The organism is Pseudomonas artemisiae, from assembly GCF_057128685.1.
In genome coordinates this window covers 69,561-88,458 of record NZ_JBSKHS010000005.1, presented here as the reverse complement: position 1 = coordinate 88,458, position 18,898 = coordinate 69,561, and the positions used below count along the sequence as shown (strand labels likewise).

Annotated in this window: 15 protein-coding genes and 2 pseudogenes; 8 read left to right on the top strand and 9 right to left on the bottom strand. The window is 60.1% G+C overall.

The genetic code is table 11. The features are described 5' to 3' along the window. Positions 1-2 precede the first annotated feature (2 nt). Entirely contained in the window at positions 3-941 is a 939-nt protein-coding gene (locus tag ACWKV4_RS07945) for an aspartyl/asparaginyl beta-hydroxylase domain-containing protein (RefSeq protein WP_483831537.1), read from the top strand. Positions 942-1,212: 271 nt separating this feature from the next. Then, complete coding sequence (locus ACWKV4_RS07940) at positions 1,213-1,749, top strand: N-acetyltransferase family protein (protein WP_483831536.1); 537 nt, start codon at positions 1,213-1,215, stop codon at positions 1,747-1,749. A gap of 53 nt (positions 1,750-1,802) precedes the next feature. Here the strand turns inward: ACWKV4_RS07940 and ACWKV4_RS07935 are convergent, their stop codons facing one another. After that, entirely contained in the window at positions 1,803-2,522 is a 720-nt protein-coding gene (locus ACWKV4_RS07935; protein ID WP_483831535.1) for a TorF family putative porin, read from the bottom strand. Positions 2,523-2,765: 243 nt separating this feature from the next. Between ACWKV4_RS07935 and ACWKV4_RS07930 the strand changes: the two genes are divergently transcribed. The 4 genes from ACWKV4_RS07930 (at position 2,766) to def (ending at position 5,530) form a co-directional block, all read left to right on the top strand. Next, positions 2,766-3,605 carry a CvfB family protein gene (locus ACWKV4_RS07930; RefSeq protein ID WP_483831534.1) on the top strand — a complete coding sequence of 280 codons (840 nt, stop codon included), beginning with the start codon at positions 2,766-2,768 and terminating at the stop codon, positions 3,603-3,605. 112 nt (positions 3,606-3,717) lie between these two features. Continuing rightward, positions 3,718-3,924 (top strand): CsbD family protein, encoded by a 207-nt coding sequence (locus tag ACWKV4_RS07925; protein ID WP_483831533.1) that lies wholly within the window; start codon positions 3,718-3,720, stop codon positions 3,922-3,924. A 129-nt stretch (positions 3,925-4,053) separates the two neighbouring features. Beyond that, complete coding sequence (locus ACWKV4_RS07920; RefSeq protein WP_483831532.1) at positions 4,054-4,983, top strand: YihY/virulence factor BrkB family protein; 930 nt, start codon at positions 4,054-4,056, stop codon at positions 4,981-4,983. Between the two features lie 19 nt (positions 4,984-5,002). Then, positions 5,003-5,530 carry a peptide deformylase gene (def, locus tag ACWKV4_RS07915; protein WP_483831531.1) on the top strand — a complete coding sequence of 176 codons (528 nt, stop codon included), beginning with the start codon at positions 5,003-5,005 and terminating at the stop codon, positions 5,528-5,530. A 50-nt stretch (positions 5,531-5,580) separates the two neighbouring features. Here def and ACWKV4_RS07910 read toward each other — a convergent pair whose 3' ends face one another. Further along, on the bottom strand, positions 5,581-6,855 hold the full coding sequence (locus ACWKV4_RS07910; RefSeq protein WP_483831530.1) for a putative porin: 1,275 nt from the start codon (positions 6,853-6,855) through the stop codon (positions 5,581-5,583). A gap of 319 nt (positions 6,856-7,174) precedes the next feature. Between ACWKV4_RS07910 and ACWKV4_RS07905 the strand changes: the two genes are divergently transcribed. Continuing rightward, positions 7,175-8,299, top strand: coding sequence for a GNAT family N-acetyltransferase (locus ACWKV4_RS07905; RefSeq protein WP_483831529.1), 1,125 nt, complete (start codon positions 7,175-7,177; stop codon positions 8,297-8,299). A gap of 137 nt (positions 8,300-8,436) precedes the next feature. Here ACWKV4_RS07905 and ACWKV4_RS07900 read toward each other — a convergent pair. The 4 genes and pseudogenes from ACWKV4_RS07900 to ACWKV4_RS07885 form a co-directional block, all read right to left on the bottom strand. Then, a pseudogene (locus ACWKV4_RS07900) lies at positions 8,437-8,871 on the bottom strand (methyl-accepting chemotaxis protein); the annotation flags it as partial. A gap of 105 nt (positions 8,872-8,976) precedes the next feature. Continuing rightward, positions 8,977-9,753: pseudogene (locus ACWKV4_RS07895) on the bottom strand (PAS domain-containing protein); the annotation flags it as partial. Between the two features lie 81 nt (positions 9,754-9,834). Continuing rightward, the gene (locus ACWKV4_RS07890; RefSeq protein WP_483831528.1) at positions 9,835-11,025 is read right to left on the bottom strand and encodes a GAF domain-containing sensor histidine kinase; all 1,191 of its coding nucleotides are present in this window, start codon (positions 11,023-11,025) and stop codon (positions 9,835-9,837) included. 76 nt (positions 11,026-11,101) lie between these two features. Then, entirely contained in the window at positions 11,102-13,693 is a 2,592-nt protein-coding gene (locus ACWKV4_RS07885) for a bifunctional diguanylate cyclase/phosphodiesterase (protein ID WP_483831527.1), read from the bottom strand. Positions 13,694-13,937: 244 nt separating this feature from the next. Between ACWKV4_RS07885 and ACWKV4_RS07880 the strand changes: the two genes are divergently transcribed. Then, positions 13,938-15,050, top strand: a complete 1,113-nt coding sequence (locus ACWKV4_RS07880; RefSeq protein ID WP_483831526.1) for an MBL fold metallo-hydrolase — start codon at positions 13,938-13,940, stop codon at positions 15,048-15,050. On the opposite strand, the gene ACWKV4_RS07875 is transcribed toward ACWKV4_RS07880, so the two are convergent. The 3 genes from ACWKV4_RS07875 to ACWKV4_RS07865 all read right to left on the bottom strand — a co-directional run bounded on the left by ACWKV4_RS07875 (position 15,038) and on the right by ACWKV4_RS07865 (position 18,667). Then, the gene (locus ACWKV4_RS07875; protein WP_483831525.1) at positions 15,038-15,928 is read right to left on the bottom strand and encodes a formate/nitrite transporter family protein; all 891 of its coding nucleotides are present in this window, start codon (positions 15,926-15,928) and stop codon (positions 15,038-15,040) included. The two genes, ACWKV4_RS07880 and ACWKV4_RS07875, sit on opposite strands and share 13 nt — an antisense overlap. 62 nt (positions 15,929-15,990) lie before the next feature. Continuing rightward, positions 15,991-16,896 carry an alpha/beta hydrolase gene (locus tag ACWKV4_RS07870; protein ID WP_483831524.1) on the bottom strand — a complete coding sequence of 302 codons (906 nt, stop codon included), beginning with the start codon at positions 16,894-16,896 and terminating at the stop codon, positions 15,991-15,993. A 103-nt stretch (positions 16,897-16,999) separates the two neighbouring features. After that, positions 17,000-18,667 carry a methyl-accepting chemotaxis protein gene (locus ACWKV4_RS07865; protein WP_483831523.1) on the bottom strand — a complete coding sequence of 556 codons (1,668 nt, stop codon included), beginning with the start codon at positions 18,665-18,667 and terminating at the stop codon, positions 17,000-17,002. Positions 18,668-18,898 lie beyond the last annotated feature (231 nt).

The following is an 18,898-nucleotide window of genomic DNA, read 5'->3' as shown; positions in this document are numbered from 1 at the left end:
GCATGTCTCTCTCGTTCACCGTCAAGGCCCTCGTGCTGTTGACCTTCATCGGCAGCACGCTCTACGTGCACTTGCGTGGCAAGGCGCGTCTTCCGGTGCTGCGTCAGTTCGTCAACCATTCGGCGCTCTTTGCCCCGTACAACGCCTTGATGTATCTGTTTTCCAGTGTGCCCTCGCGGCCTTACCTGGACCGTAGCCACTTCCCTGAGCTGGACGTGCTGCGCAGCAACTGGGGTGTGATCCGCGAAGAGGCCATGCGCCTGTTCGACGAGGGGTACATCCGCGCCGCGGAGAAAAACAACGATGCAGGCTTCGGCTCGTTCTTCAAGAAAGGCTGGAAGCGCTTTTACCTGAAGTGGTACGACAAACCTCTGCCCTCAGCCATGGCCCTATGCCCCCGGACGGTGGAATTGGTCAGTGCTATCCCTAACGTCAAAGGCGCGATGTTCGCCCTCTTGCCAGGGGGTAGCCACCTCAACCCTCATAGAGACCCCTTCGCGGGCTCACTGCGTTATCACCTGGGGTTGGCGACGCCGAACTCCGACGCCTGCCGCATCTACGTGGATGGCCAGCCTTATGCGTGGCGCGATGGCGAAGACGTGATGTTTGATGAAACCTATGTCCACTGGGTCAAGAACGAAACCGAACACACGCGCGTAATTTTGTTCTGCGATATTGAGCGGCCGCTGTCTAACCGTTTCATGACCCGGGTCAACCGCAGCGTTAGCGCATTCCTGGGGCGGGCCACCGCGCCGCAAAACCTGGATGACGAGCGCGTGGGCGGGATTAACCAAGCCTATGCTTGGAGCAAACGGTTTAGTGACGGTATCAGCGGCCGAGTCAAGCACTTCAAGCGCCAGCACCCCAAGGCTTACCGCATACTGCGCCCCGTATTGGCCGTGGTTGTGCTGACCGCGCTGGGCTATTGGCTATTCGGCTAACCCCACCGGCCTGCATCTATTACCCAGCACACCCTTTACGACCTACCTCACTCCTGGCGTGCTCAGGCGCTGGAGTGGGAGGTCGATCACATTCCTGGCCATTGGCCATCTACTTGTACATGCCTAGGGCACTTTTGTCGCCTACAGGTGCCTCACATCGGCGTAAGCTTGCACGGAAGGATTGTTGGATCCATCCTGCGCGCTTAGGTTCAAGGATTTTGCTTGCGACGGATTCCTCGCATTACGGGAATTTTTTCAGGGTGTCTGTTTTATGACGTTTTACCTGGTTAGAACCGCGCGTGTCGGCGATTGCCGCGCTTTACGCGCGATTCATGCTCACTCCAGCAACGGTGTATCCATACCGGGCGACAACGACCCCGATATCTGTGGCTTGTTGGCGTCTACCCGCGGCCACTATCCGTTTCTGGTTGCTCAATGCAATGACGCCATCGTCGGCTTCGCTTACGCCCGCGCCCATAAGGCACCTCTGGCGCTACGCTGGTCAGTGGATGTGACCGTTTATATGACCGCCGAAGGGCGACGCGCAGGCTTGCTCCGCTCGCTGTATCGTTCGCTGCTCGATCACCTTAAAGCACAGGGGTACCTGGCGGTGTATACAGGCTTGAGCGTTACCGACCCTGAGGTGATCGCCAGTCATGAAGCGCTTGGGTTCGTTCATATCGGCCTGCCTCAGGCCTTGGACTTGCAACGTGATACCGAATACTGGTGCCTGACCTTGGCCGGGAACATGGCGCCTGCTTCCACCTATGGTGCCGGGCAGCGTTCGGCGGCGTTCGCTGCATTCTAGCAGGCGAGCCTGACCGCTTAAGGTCGAATCAGGGATCAGCGGGTATAGGGCGTTTAGAAAAACGCCCGTTGCGCCTTGAGCGTTACCATGCTGTCGCAGGTAGGGTTGTGCCCTGAATAGGCCACACAGGCCCCGTTGCGCAGGTCTGAGGCGCTGTAAACCAGGTTCAAGTCTACCCCCATCAACGGCCGTGACACTTGCATGGACCAGTCACTGAACCCGTTTACCAACTCGCCGTCCCCCAATGCATAAGGGGAGCTGAGGCTATAGCGCGTGACTTTTACCGTCAGGTCCAGGTTTAGCAGAGGCAGTTGGCCGAAATCAGCGAACAGGGTGCCGGAGCGGCTGTCGACGGCCTCGCTCCAGGCTGCGCCGAAACGGCTTTCGAACACCCGCATGCCGGCATACAACTGGTGGCTGTTACCGTTTTCGATGTCTGGGCGGGTGTAGCCGATCACCCCTAGCTCGTATCCGAAGCCTGACACTACCCGTTGCTTGTAGCCTAGGTAGCTGTCTAGCTCGAAGTCGCTGTCCGGCGTCAGGCCCACGCTTGGCGACCATTGGCCAAAATACCAGCCGCTGTCATGGGTGACGTCGATACCCCCGTGAAAGGAACCGGCGGTGCCCGGTGCTACCAGGCCCTGGGCCATGCTGCGCGAAGGCGTGGTGCCCAATTTTAGGTCGAAGTCGCCCAATTCCCGCTGCAGGGTTTGGGCGTGAAGGTGAGGGGCGGCCAACAGGCCCGCGGTCAACATCAGGCTCGGTTTGATCATGCAATGCTCCCTGGCGCGCGGGCAGGGCCTTGAGCAGGCCGGCCAGCGTGGCGGGTTTCGGGCCTTAGCCCCGTTTTAGACGGCTCCAAGGATACCCGCCAACGCCTGCGATAGGCTACCGCCTGTCGATTCCCAGACACTAGATGTAACGCTTCAGCTTTCAAGTTAACCCCTGAGCCTTCGAAGGCCACGGCTTGGGCAGGCGTGAGTTACACTAATGGCCTGTCAACGAAGGTGTCGAACATGGCTTTGGTGGGTCGCTACAACAGCTTGCAAGTGGTCAAGCAAACAGATTTCGGGCTGTATCTGGATGGGGGCGCGGATGGCGAGATTCTCTTGCCTAACCGCTACATCCCCAAGGACACACCCCATGACATCGAGGACTGGCTCAACGTCTTTGTGTATCTGGACAGCGAGGACAAACTGCTAGCGACCACCGAGCGGCCCAAGGCGCAGGTTGGCGACTTTGCCAGCCTCAAGGTGGCCGAAATCAACGGCATCGGTATCTTCCTGGATTGGGGGCTGCCGAAGGACCTGCTGTTGCCGTTCTCTGAAGAGAAGCGTTCGCTCAAGCAGGGCGATTATTGCATCGTTCACCTGTTCCTCGATCGGCGCACTCGGCGCATCACTGCCAGCGCCAAGGTTGATCGTTACCTGGACAAAATCCCGGCTAGCTATAAGGCAGGCCAAGCGGTACAGGTACTGGTGGCAGGGCAGACCGACTTAGGGTTCAACGCCATTATCGAGAACGCTCACTGGGGCCTGATCCACAAGAACGAAGTGTTCAAGTTCTTGCGCAGCGGCATGCGCGAAACGGCCTACATCAAGGAAGTGCGGGCCGATGGCAAGATTGCCCTGAGCCTGCAGCCCATTGGCCAGCAAGCGGTGGAGGGTTTGCAGGGGCAGATTCTTACCGCCTTGCGTGCCGCCGGTGGCAGCCTGCCCTTGAGTGACCGTAGCGCGCCTGAGGTGATCGCCCAGCAGTTCGGTGTGAGCAAGGGCAACTTCAAAAAAGCCATAGGTGCGCTGTACAAGGCTGGGCAGTTGGTCATCAATGACGATGGCATTCGCTTGCCGAAATAACCCTTGGTCGGGCTATTTTAGTCTTCATGAATCTTTGGAACTCCGCAGCGAGACGGTATGTCCATCTTTATGCCGATTGAATATTTTCAATCATCACCTAGGAGTACGCGTCATGAGTGGGACTGGAGACAAGATCAAAGGCATGGCCAACGAAGCCTTGGGTAATGCTCAGCAGGCCGTTGGTAAAGCCACTGATAGCCCAGAAACCGTGGCTAAAGGTAAAGCTCGCGAACTCGAGGGCGAAGCCCAGCAAGTGAAAGGCGATGTCAAAGGTGCGGCACACGACGCCAAAGACGCCGTTCACAAGGCCACCAAGTAAAGCCCCGTTACGCTGTTAAACTTAAGCGTACCCCAGCGGTCATCCTAGGATGGCCGCTGTGCTTTTCAGGCACGGCGAAAACACAAGGAATGGCCCATTGGGTCAAGGGGCAGAGACAGGAGCCGCTACATGATTTTCCCAAATATGAAGAAACTGCCGCTGACCAAGGTGTTGGTGCGCACGGTGCAGGAATTTTCCAAGGACGAAATGTCCACCTATGCCTCGGCACTGGCCTACCAGATGCTGTTTTCGCTGTTCCCCTTCTTGCTCTTTCTTATTGCACTCATCGGCTTTCTGCATTTGCCGGATTTTTTCTCGTGGCTGCGTGAACAGGCGGGCATGGTGTTGCCGCCCAAGGCACTGGACTCGGTCAACCCGGTAATTGACCAGCTTCAGCAATCCAAAGGTGGGCTACTGTCCTTCGGTATCATCGCCGCGCTGTGGACCGCCTCGGCGGGCATCCGCTCGTTGATGAGCGCGCTCAACGCCGCCTACGACGTGGAAGAGGGGCGCCCCGCGTGGAAGCGCTTACCGTTGTCGATGCTATACACCGTGGGCTTGGCGGGCATGTTGCTGTGCGCCGCCGCGCTGATGGTGCTTGGGCCACAAGTGATGAACTGGATCGCCGCGCACATCGGGCTGGAAAGCCTTACCGTGACCATCTGGACCCTGGCCCGCTGGCCCATCGTGGTAGTGCTGTTGATGGCGGCCGTGGCGTTGATTTACTACCTGATCCCAGATGTAGACCAAAGCTTCCGCTTTCTGACGCCCGGTTCGGTTTTGGCGGTAGTGGTATGGATCATCGCCTCCGTGGGCTTTGCATACTACGTACAGAATTTTGCGGACTACAACGCTATGTACGGCAGCATCGGGGCGATCATCATCCTGTTGTTGTACTTCTATATTTCTTCAGCGGTATTGTTGTTGGGCGCGGAAATGAATGCCGTGATCGAGCATATGTCCGAGGAAGGCAAAGACAAAGGCGAAAAAGCACCAGGCGTGCCGTCTTCGGGCACTGAAGAAGACCGTGCCGGCCTGGGTGGCGGCGCCAAGAGCTGATAGCAGCCAAGGGGGGCTTATGATCCGCGACATTTTGAAGATGGGCGATGAGCGTTTGTTGCGGGTAGCGCCCCCCGTGCCCGAGGCGCTGATGGGTAGCCATGAGTTGGATGAGCTGGTTGCGGACATGTTCGCAACCATGAACGAGGCTGGAGGCGTTGGCCTGGCGGCCCCGCAGATTGGCGTGGACCTGCAGGTGATCGTGTTCGGTTTCGATAGCAACGAACGCTACCCTGGCGCGGCTGCCGTAGAGCGCACGGTGCTGGTCAACCCTTTGATTACGCCGCTCAGCCCAGAAGTGGAAGAGAGTTGGGAAGGCTGCCTGTCGATACCAGGCTTGCGCGGCATGGTAGGGCGCTACAAGCATATTCGCTACGAAGGCCTGGATGCTCACGGCAAGCCCCTCCAGCGCGTGGCGCACGACTTCCATGCGCGCGTGGTTCAGCATGAATGCGACCACTTGATCGGCCGCCTTTACCCTTCGCGCATCACGGACTTTGGCCGGTTCGGCTATACCAGCGTATTGTTCCCTGAGCTGGAACGCTAACGGCCCACCGAGGGTGGGCCGTCAGGTGTAACGCAAGCGATTAAGCGAGCTTAGAACTTGGCTTCAAGGTCCATCTGCAGGGTGTCGACGTCAGCGTCGCGCTTGGCGGTAACGTAGGTGTCAGACTCAGCCATAAAGTAAGTAGCGCCCAAGGCGAAGTTCTTGTCGATGTCGTAGCTGACCTTGAACTTGTGGCCACGCGCACCGGTGAAGCCCCCCGCAAAGTCCGAGTCAGTGAAGGCACCGACCACCGCGTTACGCTGCACGTCGCGGTAGTTGTAGTCCAGGCTCCACTTGTCGAACACCTTGGTCTTGGCACCGGCCAACCAGGCCACGTCTTGGTCGGTGCTGGCGTCTGCGTTCTTTACGTACTGGCCATATACCGCCAGAGGGATCGGCAAGCCGCTTACGTCTACCTGGGCGAAGCCTTCGTACAGCTTGAATTGTTCGCCAGCGCTGTTGCCGTTGATGGACAGGGTGGTACGGGTATCACTGCCGTCGCCATCGAAGCTGTAAACGCTGCCGCCTACGGTCAGCTTCAAGTTGTCGGTTACACCAAAGCGGCCGCCTAATTGCCCTGCATACATGCGCAGGTCGTGACGGAACTGTACGCCTTCGCCGTCCACGTTGTCCTTGAGGTTGTAGTAGCCAGCGCTGCCGAACAGCTCAGACTTCCCACCGATAGCGTGCTTGTAGGTAGCGGTCGCGCCTTCAGGGTTGATGTCGCCGTCCCAGATCACGTCGCCCATGTTGACCCAAGGCTGGATCATCTTGCCGCCGATCAGGTGCAGGTTAGGCAGCGCGGTGGGGTGCCAGTCCAGGTAGGCCAAGTCGATCCAGGAACTCTTCTTCACGAAGTAGTTGTCCAAGTTCTCGTTGGTGGAACGGGCATCGCTGCTGCTGCCGGTGGCCAGGCGAATACCGGCGTCCACTTGTGGGTTGATCTCACTGTAAACGCCAAAGCGGGCACGTACGCGTTGGCGGTCCTGGTCCTTGCCGCTGTTGCTGGCGGCGCCATCGGTGTTTTGGTCTTCGTAGCGTAGGCGCACGTCGCCCTTGATCTGGGTTTTAGAAGCCCAGGCCACTTTCTGCTGGAAGGCACTGAGGTCTTCTTTCTTCACTTGCTGGGCGACGGCTTGCTGTTGCGCCGCTTGCTCCTTGACCAATTCGCCTTTGAGTTCAGCGTACTGGTTAGCGCTGATCGAACCGTTGGCACGCAGCATTTCAAGCAGCTTATCGTCCACGCCAGCATGAGCTGGCACCGTGGCAGCCAATAGCAAGGCCGCGCATACACCTGCTCCGGTACGTGTTGAAACAAGACGCATAAGGTTCTCCCAGGTTAAAAAACGGGATGGTGGCCACCCCAAAACAGGTCCGATGGACGTGAGTGCGGGGCTGGGCTGAGGGCCGCCCCCGTCTTCTAAAAACTGGCGCAAGTATTGCGAGCGCGTATGACAGGCTAGTGGCTGCCAGATGGCAAATTCGTGACAAACGCAGCGGGCGGAACAGCTCTGGCGTGGGCTTTGCCACTACATTGCAGGCAAAATGCCTGTATCCACGACTGCGCCGCTGGCGCACTTGGCAATGATTCCAGCGGCTTTTTACGCGATACTCGCGGCAACAGGCGCCTTGGGGATGAAGTAGATGACAGTGGAAACCGCGACCTGCCTGGCGGACGTGTCCGCCGCAACCTGGGATGGCTTATTGCCGGGCGGCCAGCCTTTTCTGCGCCATGGATTTTTGAGTGCCCTTGAAGAGAGTGGCAGCGTGGGCCCCGGTACCGGTTGGCAGGCTGAGCACCTGTTGTTGTGGCAAGGAGAAAAATTGGTAGCGGCGATGCCGGCCTATCGTAAGCAACACTCGTACGGCGAGTATGTGTTCGACCATGGCTGGGCCGACGCCTGTCGTCGTGCCGGCCTGCCTTATTACCCGAAACTACTGTGCGCGGTGCCCTTCAGCCCCGTTACCGGCCCTCGGCTGTTGGCCGCGGACCTGGACCAGGGCCTGGCGCTATTACAGGCACTGCCCGAGCATATCGCCACCCGGGGTTACTCCAGCGCCCATGTGAATTTCACCGAGCCCAGCCTGGACCAGCGCATGGCGAACGAGCCAGGCTGGCTGGAGCGTTGGGGTTGCCAGTTCCATTGGCAAAACCGGGGGTACCGGGATTTCCAGGACTTTCTCGATGCCTTGAGTTCACGCAAGCGCAAACAAATGCGCAAGGAGCGCGAGCAGGTGGCGGCCCAAGGGTTCGAGTTCCAATGGCAGGGGGGCGGCGCCTTGAGCGAGGCGCAGTGGGATTTCGTCTACGCCTGTTACGCCAATACTTACGAAGTGCGGGGCCAGGATCCCTACCTGACCCGAGCGTTCTTCAGCCTGTTGGCCGAGCGCATGCCCGAAGCCATACAAGTGGTGTTTGCCTACCACGCTGGCCGGCCCGTGGCCATGGCCTTCTGCTTGGTGGACGGCAACACGTTATATGGCCGCTACTGGGGCTGCCTGGCCGAATTTGACCGGCTGCATTTCGAAACCTGCTTCTACCAAGGCATGGACCACGCCATTGCTCAGGGCTTGGCCCGTTTCGATGCCGGAGCCCAAGGGGAGCACAAGCTTATTCGTGGTTTCGAGCCAGTGATCACGCGCTCCTGGCACTATCTGCTGCACCCAGGCCTGCGTGCGGCAGTGGCGGAATTTCTCGAACGCGAGCGGGAGGGCATCACCTTGTACGCCGAGGACGCGCGTCAGTCGTTGCCGTATCGTCACACGTAGAGACCGTTGGCCGTAATGTAGAAGCCAGCATGAGCTGGCGAACAATGCATCTTTACCTGCGCTGTCTCTTCGCGAGCTTGCGCTCGCTCCTACCGCCGATAGAGGCCGCCGTAGCAGCCTTACCCGGCTCGGTTGGTTCAACTGCCCAACTGGGTAGTGAACTGCCCCACGGCGCTTACTACCTTCCGGGCGCCATCTTGAATCTCCACGATCACATTGCCCGCCTGGCCAGCCAGGGCCAGACCGTCCTGGGCCTGTTGCTTGCCGGTACTGATGACGCTTACCGCGTCCGAGGCCAGTTTCTGGTTCCGTTGCACCACACCGGCAATCTCCGCCGTGGCCTGGGTCGTGCGTGAGGCCAACTGGCGTACCTCATCGGCGACCACCGCAAAGCCCCGGCCTTGCTCACCGGCCCGTGCTGCTTCGATGGCGGCATTGAGCGCCAATAGGTTGGTTTGCTCGGCGATACCGCTGATGGTTTTGATGATGGTGCTGATCACCTGGCTTTGCTGGTCCAGCGCACCAATGCCGGCGGCGGCTTCTTCCATATGCTTGGCCAGGTCGCGCATCACCGCAACGGTTTGCTGCACTACATCCGCGCCACGGTGGGCGCTGCTGTCGGTTTGCACCGAAGTGCTGTAAGCGAGGTTGGCGGCGTCGGCCACGGCCTTTTCACGGTTAACCTGGTCGGTGATCAGCGTGGCGAACTTCACCACCTTGATCAGCCGGTCGTTAGGGTCCAGTACGGGGTTGTAGGAGGCCTCCAGCCATACGGGACGGCCGTGGCTGTCTACCCGTTGGAAACGGCTGGCCACGTATTCGCCTCTGCGCAGTTGTTCCCAAAAGGCCTGATAGCCAGGGGAATTAATCTCTTCAGGCTGGCAGAAGAGCCGGTGGTGTTTGCCCTTGATCTGCTCCAGGCGATAGCCCATGGCATTGAGGAAGCGGTCATTGGCCGTGATCACATGGCCCTGCAGGTCGAACTCAATCACCGCAGTGGAGCGCAATAGGGCCTTGATCACTCCCTCTTGCTCGCGGGAGGTTTCGATCGTGCGGGTCAGGTCGCTGGCAAAGATATAAAAGCCCAGCACTTGCCCGTCGAGAGCTTTGCCTGGTTGCATCAAGGCCCGCAGCCAGGCCTCGCGGCCGTCCTTGCGCAGCAGGCGCAAGGTACCGGAAAAATGCTCGCCGCGTGTGAGGGCATTGCGCACCCGCTGGTGAAAAGGGTCCTGCTTCACATGCCCCGGAACGATATCTTCCAAAGGTTTGCCCACCAGCTCTGCCTGGCTATAGAGCATTTCTTTTTCAAAGTTGGCGTTGACGCTTACCACTCGGCCTTGGGCGTCCAGGCGTAGGGCGATGGTGTCGTGGTCCAGCCCGTTACGAATCTGCTGTATCAAAGCCAGTTCTTCACGCAACGCGGCCAGTTCCGCCTTTTGTTGTTTACCGAACATCGCACGCACCTGAGCAGCCTGGGGGAGTTGTCAGGTCATCGACCGCGCCGCACCGGCCTTGAATGCGGCGCCGACCGAAGGTCAAGCCGGTTGAGGAGGCAACTGCGGCAGGTAAAAGCTAAACAAGGTACCTGCTTCGACGGATGAGGCCACAGCCAAGTGGCCACCATGGGCAATGGCGATTTGTTGCGCGATGTACAAACCCAGGCCCAGGCCATTCCCGGCGCGATTCTGCCCGCGGCGGCTGAACGGCTGGAACAGCTGCAGCAGCACAGGCCCTTCGATGACCGGGCCCTGGTTATGCACGCTGATCACCAGCCCATCGGGGCTGCGTTGGGCGCTCACCCTCACCGGAGTGTCCTTGGCGCCATGGATCACCGCATTGCTCACCAGGTTTGAGACCAGTTGCGCCATGCGCTCGCGATCACAGATCACGCCGTCGATCTTATCGATGTCCAGCTGCAGTAGCCGGTCGGGATAAACGGCCTGGATTTCGTCCACCACATGGCGCAGTGAGCCTGAAAGATCTGGACAGGGAGCCAGCTTGACGGTAATGCCGCCACCCAAGCGGCCACGGGCGAAGTCCAGCACGTCTGCCACCAGCTTCGAGGCCCGCTGGCCTGAGGTGACGATATGGCCCAGCACCGACGTGGTGCGAGCATCTTGCCCACGCCGCAGTAGTAGCTCGGCCCCAGCGGTCATGGCGAACAGGGGGTTGCGCAGGTCATGACCCAGCACCGCGATGAACTGGTCGCGCAGCTCGGCGGCGTCCCGCTCCAGCAGCAGGGCGCGCTCGGTCATCTGATGGCGCTCCTGGGCTTCCATCAGGCTGGACAATAGCTGAGCAAAGGATTCGACGACCGCTACCGAAGAACTATTGCGCAGCTGTGCGGGCTTTGGGTCGAAGGCGCAGAGGGTGCCGAAGAGCGAGCCGTCGGGATAGAACAACGGCACTGAAATATAACTTTCGAAGGCATACAGGCGGGGGGTGTGGTGATTGCAGTACATCGGGTCGGCGCTGGCATGGTCAATCACGATGGTGCGATGGCTATCGCGGATTTCATCGCACAGGGTGGTTTTCAATGCCAATTGCCCACCTGGGCCTAAGCCAAAACCCAGGCGATCTTCGACCGCGCAGGCCGTCCAATGGGTATCGGTAACCCGCGCCACTGCCGCGAAGCGCAATCCTGTGCTGTCGCACAGCACCTTGAGCATATTAGGAACGGCCTCTATTCGGCCGATAAGCGCCAGGTCTGCACTGAAATTTGCCATTAGAACCACTGTGCGCAAGGGGTTGACCCCGTAGTTTAACGAGGCATGCGGGCTTTTGTAAGCCTAGGGCAGCCGGTCAGCCGGCCCGTAGGCGGCCCTGCACCTGCGCAGCCGGGGGTAAGGCCAATAATGCCAGCAGCGCCTGTGCATCTATGGGCCGGCTCAAGAAGTAACCCTGCACTTCATGGCATTTATCCATCGTCAGGGCATACAGTTGTTGCTCGGTTTCAACGCCCTCGGCGGTGACGGTCATGCCCATGGCTTGGCCTAGGTGAATAATGGCCCGCACTACAGCGCGGTCGCCCTCAGTGGCTGTACTGCCCGTAAGCGCGGTCACAAAGCGCCGGTCGATCTTGATGCTGTCGAAAGGATAGGCGCGCAGATAACCCAGGGACGAATAGCCGGTGCCGAAGTCGTCCATGTTCAGTCTGACCCCCAGCTCCTTGAGGGCCGTCATGGTTGACAAGGCATTGTCCACCGCCGTCAGCATCACGTTTTCAGTGATTTCCAGCTCCAGCCGCTGGGCGGGCAAGCCGGTTGCGATCAGGGTGTCCCGTACATCCTTGACCACGTCACTGTGAGCGAACTGAGCGGGTGACAGGTTGACCGAAACGATCAGCGGTTGGGGCCACAGGCAGGCGGTTCGACACGCTTCTTGCAGCACCCAACGGCCGAGGGGCACGATGAGTTCCGACTGCTCGGCCAACGCGATAAACGTATCCGGGCCTGTCAGCCCTTCGACCGGGTGGTTCCAGCGCACCAGTGCCTCCACCGATACGATGGCCAAGCCATCCACCTGATAACGCGGCTGATAGTGCAGCACAAACTCCTGGTTGTGGATCGCCAGGCGCAGTTCGTTTTCCAAACGGCGCCGATGTTGAATCCGCTCGCTCATCCGTTCGGAAAAATACCGCCACGTGCCTCTGCCATCCGCCTTGGCTTCATACAAGGCGATATCGGCACAGCGCAGCAATTCATGCCCGTCGTAGCCTTGCAGGCGGCTTTGCGCGATCCCCAGGCTGGCGCCGACCTGCAGGCTGTGCTGGGCGTAGGCGACTGGTTGCTGCAAGCTGTCTATCAAGCGCTGGCAAAACCGGTCGATCTCCACGCGCTTTTCCAGACCACACAAGATGAGCACGAATTCGTCACCGCCCAGCCGCGCGACGAGGTCCAGGTCTCGGGTGTAGGCTTTGAGGCGCTTGGCGGCTTCTCGTAGTACAGCATCCCCAGCAGGGTGGCCCAGGCTGTCGTTAATGTGCTTGAAGTTGTCCAGATCGATAAGAATCAGGCTTAACGGCGGTGCATCCTCGCGCGGGGCCAGGGCGTCTTCCAAGTAACCGGCCAGCAGGTTGCGGTTAGGCAAGCCCGTGAGGGCGTCGTGCATGGACAGGTGCTGAATTTGCGCGTGAGCGGCGACTTCGTCGGTGATGTCGTTTGCGATGCCACGAAAGCCTACTACCAAGCCACCGTCGAAAATGGGCCGCGCCGACACCTTACAGAAGCGCCGTTCACCTTTGTCATCCCGGTAGACGCAGCGCAAGGTGGAGGAGGCGGTGGGGTGTTCCGGCAGCGAGGCCAGCCAAGGCGCGATGGGGGTGGTCTCGCAGTTGAGCAATTGATCGATGGGCACGCCCAGCCAGCTCTCCAGGCGGTAGCCGGTCACTTCGCTGAAGCGGTTGGACAAATACGTAAGCCGCCCCCGGCTATCTACCTCCCAGATCCAGTCGGAGGCGGCTTCGGCTACGGCTCGAAAGCGCTGCTCACTGGCCTCCAAGGCGCGATGACTGGCTCGCAAAACCTGCATCTGTTCGTTCAGTTGTCGAGAGGCGCGCGTGGCGAAGTAGAAAAAGTACCCAAACACCAGGCTAAGAATCGCCGCAATGGTCAACAAGCCTGGTAGCACGCTCCACAGCAACTCAGCCCCTGGCCGGGCCAATGCCCAGCTCATATAAAAGCCGGTATGGTCCAACGGCATGTGCGCCCGAGCGCCGGGTTGGCGATCCACACCGAGTTTTTTCAGGCCAAAACTTTCTCCTAGCAAGGCCAGTTTTTCAGGGGTGAGCTGATCCACGAACACCATCACTGGTAGCTGTTGAGGGTCTATTGCCGGAGGGGAGGTGACAGGTTGGATGGCCGCGGCGACCAGCAGGGCAGGCCATCCGTTGAGCAACACATATTGAGCGATGCCTCTATGGCCCAGCGCGGCGGCGCGCGCGGCATCGACAATGCCATCCTGGCTCACGTCAATGAACGCGCTGAAGGGCGCCTCGCTGAGCTTGCCCTTGTAAAGCGCGTAACGAGTGAGCCTGCGGTCGATCACAAAGACCGCTTCGTAGCCCGAGGTGCTGTACAACGTGTCGCCCAGGTTACCGTCGGTCAATGCCCACTGGCGGTTCACCGGGCCATTGGCGAGGGCTTGGTAGGCCTCATCCCAAATGGCATTGTTGAGCAAAATGGCGGTATTGCCGGCAATGCGCGCGTCCAGGGCTTTTTCGATAAGAAACCGAGTATTTTCGCCTTCGGCGGCGTCCAGGCGGTTGGCAAGGGTGAATACGGTCGCCAGGGCGATGGCGAACACCAGCAGGCACGCGGTTGCCATGATCAGCAAGAAACGCTGGGTACGCATGAATGAAGGGGGCAGGGAGGGCGCAGGCGCGATCATGTTCATGGTTCGGCCGTTTCCTTATGCAGACACCTTACCGTTCGGAGCGCCTTGATCGACGGTGGTACTCGATCATCTTTGCGGCGCTGGACAGCCCTGCTTACTGCCGGGCCAACGCTTGTCTCGACAGGCCAGGCCAGTAGAGATTCTTGCAAGTGTAGACCACCGCCTGGCGAACGGGCTGGTTGGGCCATGCACCTAGGCCCTGGCCTCTGTATGCTGAAAGCTGACAGGCCGGGGAGGCCATTCAATGAGATCGATCGTTGCCATGGGAGTGCTGTTGCTGATGGCTTTGCCCCTAGTGAATGCCAGTGAACAAGACACCGCGCTGCCAGGTTCGCGCCAGGTGGACGGCCGCTATCAAAACCTGACTGTCTCGCCCCAGCAGGGCTTTTTGAAAAAACTGCGTATCGGCTTTAAATACCTGCTGCTGCGCAAGCCACCCTATACCCGCCCCGCGGCGGCCTTACCGATGCAGGCACTGTCACGCCAAGCATTGCTGGCCGCTCCGGACAACAGTCTGTGGCGGCTGGGCCACTCCACGGTGCTGATTAAGGTGCATGGGCAGTTCATCCTCACTGACCCGGTATTTTCCGAGCGGGCCTCGCCTGTGCAATGGGCGGGGCCCAAGCGCTTCCACGCCCCACCCATTGACTTGGCTCAGCTTCCGCCATTGACCGCCATCGTGCTGTCCCATAACCACTATGATCACCTGGACTACCACAGTATTCAGGCGCTGGCGGCTACCACCGAGCATTTTCTGACGCCGCTGGGCGTGGGCGACACCTTGGCCGAATGGGGTGTGCCCGCCAGTAAAATCCGCCAGTTGGACTGGTGGCAACATACCGATGTAGCCGGTATCCGCTTCGTGGCCACCCCCGCGCAGCATTTCTCCGGCCGGGGCCTGACCGACAGTAATGAAACGCTGTGGGCGTCCTGGGTGATGATCGCCCCGGCCTGGCGCGTGTTCTTCACAGGGGATTCTGGCTACTTCGACGGCTTCAAGCGCATTGGCGAGCGCTATGGGCCCTTCGACCTGGCGTTGGTGGAAACCGGCGCCTATAACGTGGCCTGGCCTAGCGTTCACATGCAGCCCGAAGAAAGCTTAAAGGCGGCGCAGGATGTCAACGCACGCTGGATGGTGCCTATTCATAACAGCACCTTCGACCTGTCCAGCCATGCCTGGCAGGAACCCTTCGAGCGCATCACGGGGCTGGCCGCGGCGGCTGACATGCCCCTGGCCACCCCGCGCCTTGGGGAGCGCCTGGACCTGCTCGCCCCCCAGCCTGGTCAGCCTTGGTGGCGAGAGGTCGCGGCCCCCGATGCCGCCGCGGCCAATGGTGAGGTGGCTCAACGGCCCTGACGAGCGCCGGAGCCGGTAGAGGCATCACTGCGGATCTGCGCATGGCTGATCAGCCCAAAGATCAGGCTGCCGCCGATGATATTGCCAGCCAGGGTAGGGCCGGCAAAGCTCATCCAGAACTCGCTCCAAGGCAACTCGCCTGCCCATACCAGGTAGGACACCTCGGCGGCGCCGACCACGATATGGGTGAAGTCGCCCAGGGCCATCAGGTAGGTGACCATGATGATCATCCAGATCCGGGCGTTATCCAGGGCCGCGATCATCCAGACCAGCGTGGCGATCATCCAGCCAGAGATAATCCCCTTGGCGAACATCTGCCCAATGGAGTTCTCCATCACCTTATGGCCGATGTCTAAAAAGGCTGCATCCGTTGCCGGGTCGAAGATAGGCAAGCGCAACATCACCCAGGACACCAGCAACGTGCCCGCCAGGTTGCCCGCCAATACCACGCCCCATAGCCGCAGCAGGCGGCCAAAGTTGGCCAAGGTCGGGTTGGTCATCACTGGCAGCACGGCGGTCAGGGTGTTTTCGGTAAACAGCTGCTGGCGGGCGAGAATCACTGCCAAAAAGCCCGCCGAGTAACCGAAGCTTGCGATCACATGGCTAGGGTCACCTTCTGGCAAGCGCGCGTTGAGCAGCCCCATGGCCATCAGCGACAGGCCCATGGTCAACCCCGCCGCCAGGGCGGACCAGAACAGGGCCGCCACACTGCGCTCCAATTCATGGTCGCCTTCACTGCGGATGATCTCGTGCAGCACTGCTGGGCGAGGGGCTTTGCTCTCATCGACTTCTTGTTTCTCGTCTTGGGACAGCCCAGGGGTTTCTTCTTCTTGGATGGGTTCTTCAGGGCGATCTTGCGGGCGTATAGGTTCTTTCATAGCGGGGGCTCCAGGATTGAGCTACAGACTGCGCGCCGCCGCGTAAGGTTCTGAAGAAAATGTTATTTCGATGGCGTGCGCGTGGCCTGAATGCCAAACAGTTCTTTAACGGCCATGACGTACTCATGAGCGCCCACGCCCATACTGTTGTTATGGGTACCGCCAGGCACCAGCAACAATCGCTTGGGCGGCTCGGCGGCAGCAAACAACGCCTGACTGAAGCGCGATGGCACGTACTTGTCATCGGTGCCATGAACGATCAGCACTGGCATCTTCACCTTGCCGATTTTGTCTACCGAGTCGAATTTTTCCGAGAGCAGCCAGCGCACCGGCAGCGAGGTATTGATCACGGCCTGGGCCGCATCGCCCATATTGGTGAAGGTGGATTCAATCATTAGCCCGGCTGCCTGGGGCGCATCGCCCTGGCCAATACGTTCGGCCAGCTCCACCGCAATCGCCCCACCTAGGGAGTGCCCGTAAATAAAGCGCTGGTCGGCATTGGGCTGTAGCGTGACCAGACGTGCCCAAGCCGCTTCGGCATCTTCATAGACGCTACTTTCCGATGGCAAGGTCCCAGGGCTTTGACCAAAGCCCCGGTAGTCGATGGCCAATACCGAAAAGCCCATCGCCCGCAATTGCCCGATACGTCGCAACTGGGCGGTCAGGTCCCAACGGGTGCCATGCAGGTACAGCGCCGCAGGCGCGCCCTGGGCTTGAGCGGGCCACCACCAGGCATGCACATACTGCTCTGAGGTGGCCAGCTTGCCTTTAACAGGGATGTTCATCTCCACCACGCCAGCAGGCAGGCCACTGAACCAGCTGGCCGGGCCCGGCTCGATGTTAAAGATCAGCTCGCGCTCTTTATACGCCAGGCGAGAGCAGCCATAGGGCATGCCCACCGCCAGGAAAAGCCCCAGGGCCGCCAGGGCAAGCCAGCGGCGGTTACGAAAGGAGGGAAACACGGCCATTGCGATTACCGATAAGGCGGGCGACTGAGGTTCAGACTACGCCGCTGGAACGGTGTTGCACCGCAATGGCTTAGGCTCGCTTATCGCTCGTTTGGCTTGGGGTTTAGAGCACGAACCGTCCCATCATCTGCTTTAGCTCTACGGCCAGGTTGCCCAGCGCCTGGGTAGCGCCTTGGGTGTCCGTAGCGCCGGTGGCGGTTTGCAGCGACAGGTCGCGAATCCGCAGCAGTTTGCCGTCCACCTCTCTCGACACCTGGGCCTGTTGCTCGGCGGCGCCTGCGATCACCTGGTTGCGGTCGTCGATGCCTTTGACTGCGTCACAGATATTGCCCAGGGTATCTCGGGCGGTGACGGCACGTGCCCGGGTACGGTCTGCCTGGGCGGCGCTTTCGCCCAAAGCTTGCACCGCTAACTCGGTACCCTGGTGGATCTCGCTCATCATCTGCTCGATCTCGCGGGTGGAGGCGCCCGTGCGGTGGGCCAACCCCCGTACTTCATCAGCAACCACCGCAAAACCACGGCCCACTTCCCCCGCGCGGGCCGCTTCGATGGCGGCGTTGAGGGCCAACAGGTTGGTTTGCTCGGCTACGTTGCGGATCACATCCAGTACTTTATGGATATGCCGGGTTTGCCCGGCCAGGCTTTGGGCTTGGGCGGCGGCGCTGCCCACCTGATTAGCCAACAGGTCGATATCGCCCATGGCAGCGTTCAACTGGGCCTGGCCGTCGAAGGCGGCGCTGGCCGAGGTGCGGGAGGCGTCGGAGCTGGCCAGGGCATTGGCCGCTACCGCTTCCACAGCCGTGCTCATTTGATTCACCGCGGTGGCGGCTTGCTCGATTTCTACGTATTGCAGGCGCAAATCCTCCGCGCTGTTGCGCATCACTGCCCCCATGTTCAAGGCTTGGGTATTGAGCCGGTCGACACTGGCGCCCAGTTGGCTGAGTAGGCCATGGAGCTGGTCGCGCATATGGCCCAGCATGGCGAGCAACTGGGTGCTTTCGTCTGCGCCATTGGCATCGATGGTTACCCGCAGGTCCCCATTGGCAATCGCCCGTGCGACCTGTACCGCTTGGCGTAAGGGCGCGGTAATGCTCAAGGTCATTCGCCAGGCCAGTATCAGCATGATTACCAGTGCCACGGCGGTGACCGCAGGTACTACCCGTACGGTTCGCTCGGCCGCGTTGGCGGCCTGTTCCAGCGCCTGCGCCGAGGTTTGTTTGTTGAGTTCACGCAACAGTTGTACTTGCATGTCCATCAGCCCGGCCTGCAACCCCAGTGCTTCGCTCACCTTTTGCACACCCTCAGCCGGGCGCTGTTGGTCAATCAGCGCTACGGCTTCTTTAAGGGCCGCCATAAACGGAAGGTACGCCCCTTGCAGCACTTCAACGGCTTCGCGTTCGGTGCCAGGCGCCAGGGTTTGCAAATAGCCGGTAAAGCCCCGGTCCAGGCTGTTGGCCAATTCTTCCAGGGCAATGCGCCGGTTGACCATTTCGGCCGGGTCTGCCGCGGAGCTAAGCAACAGGGCCGCCTCGGTGCGTAGTTTGGCCAGGTCCAATGCAACCGCGTCGGCCTGAGCGATGCTCGACAGCGGCCCGCGTTCGATCACCTCGGCCTGGTGGCGTACAGTGCGGATCTCTCCTAGGCAAAACAATCCCAGCCCCAGCAGTAACAGCGCACAGAGCGCGAACCCGGCAAACAGCCGTGGGCCAATGCGGACCTTCCGCAAAAGGGGGCGTGGCGTAGTGGGGCGGGCACGGCGAAATTTAAACACAATGGCAAGCTCGGGCGGGATAAACAGCCTGCCTTGTATCAAGCCAAGATGATGGCTTTATGACAGTTCCCAGGGCCTGCTGCTACGCAAGGCGGATTGGGCCCCGTAGATACCGTCTCCGCCACCTCGCAAGTGGAGCCATACCTCTCGTAGCAGCTGGCCTTGGCCGCGACCGTCTCGGCATCGTATTGAATCTGGTCGCGAGCAAGCTCGGCTGCTACGGGAACATAC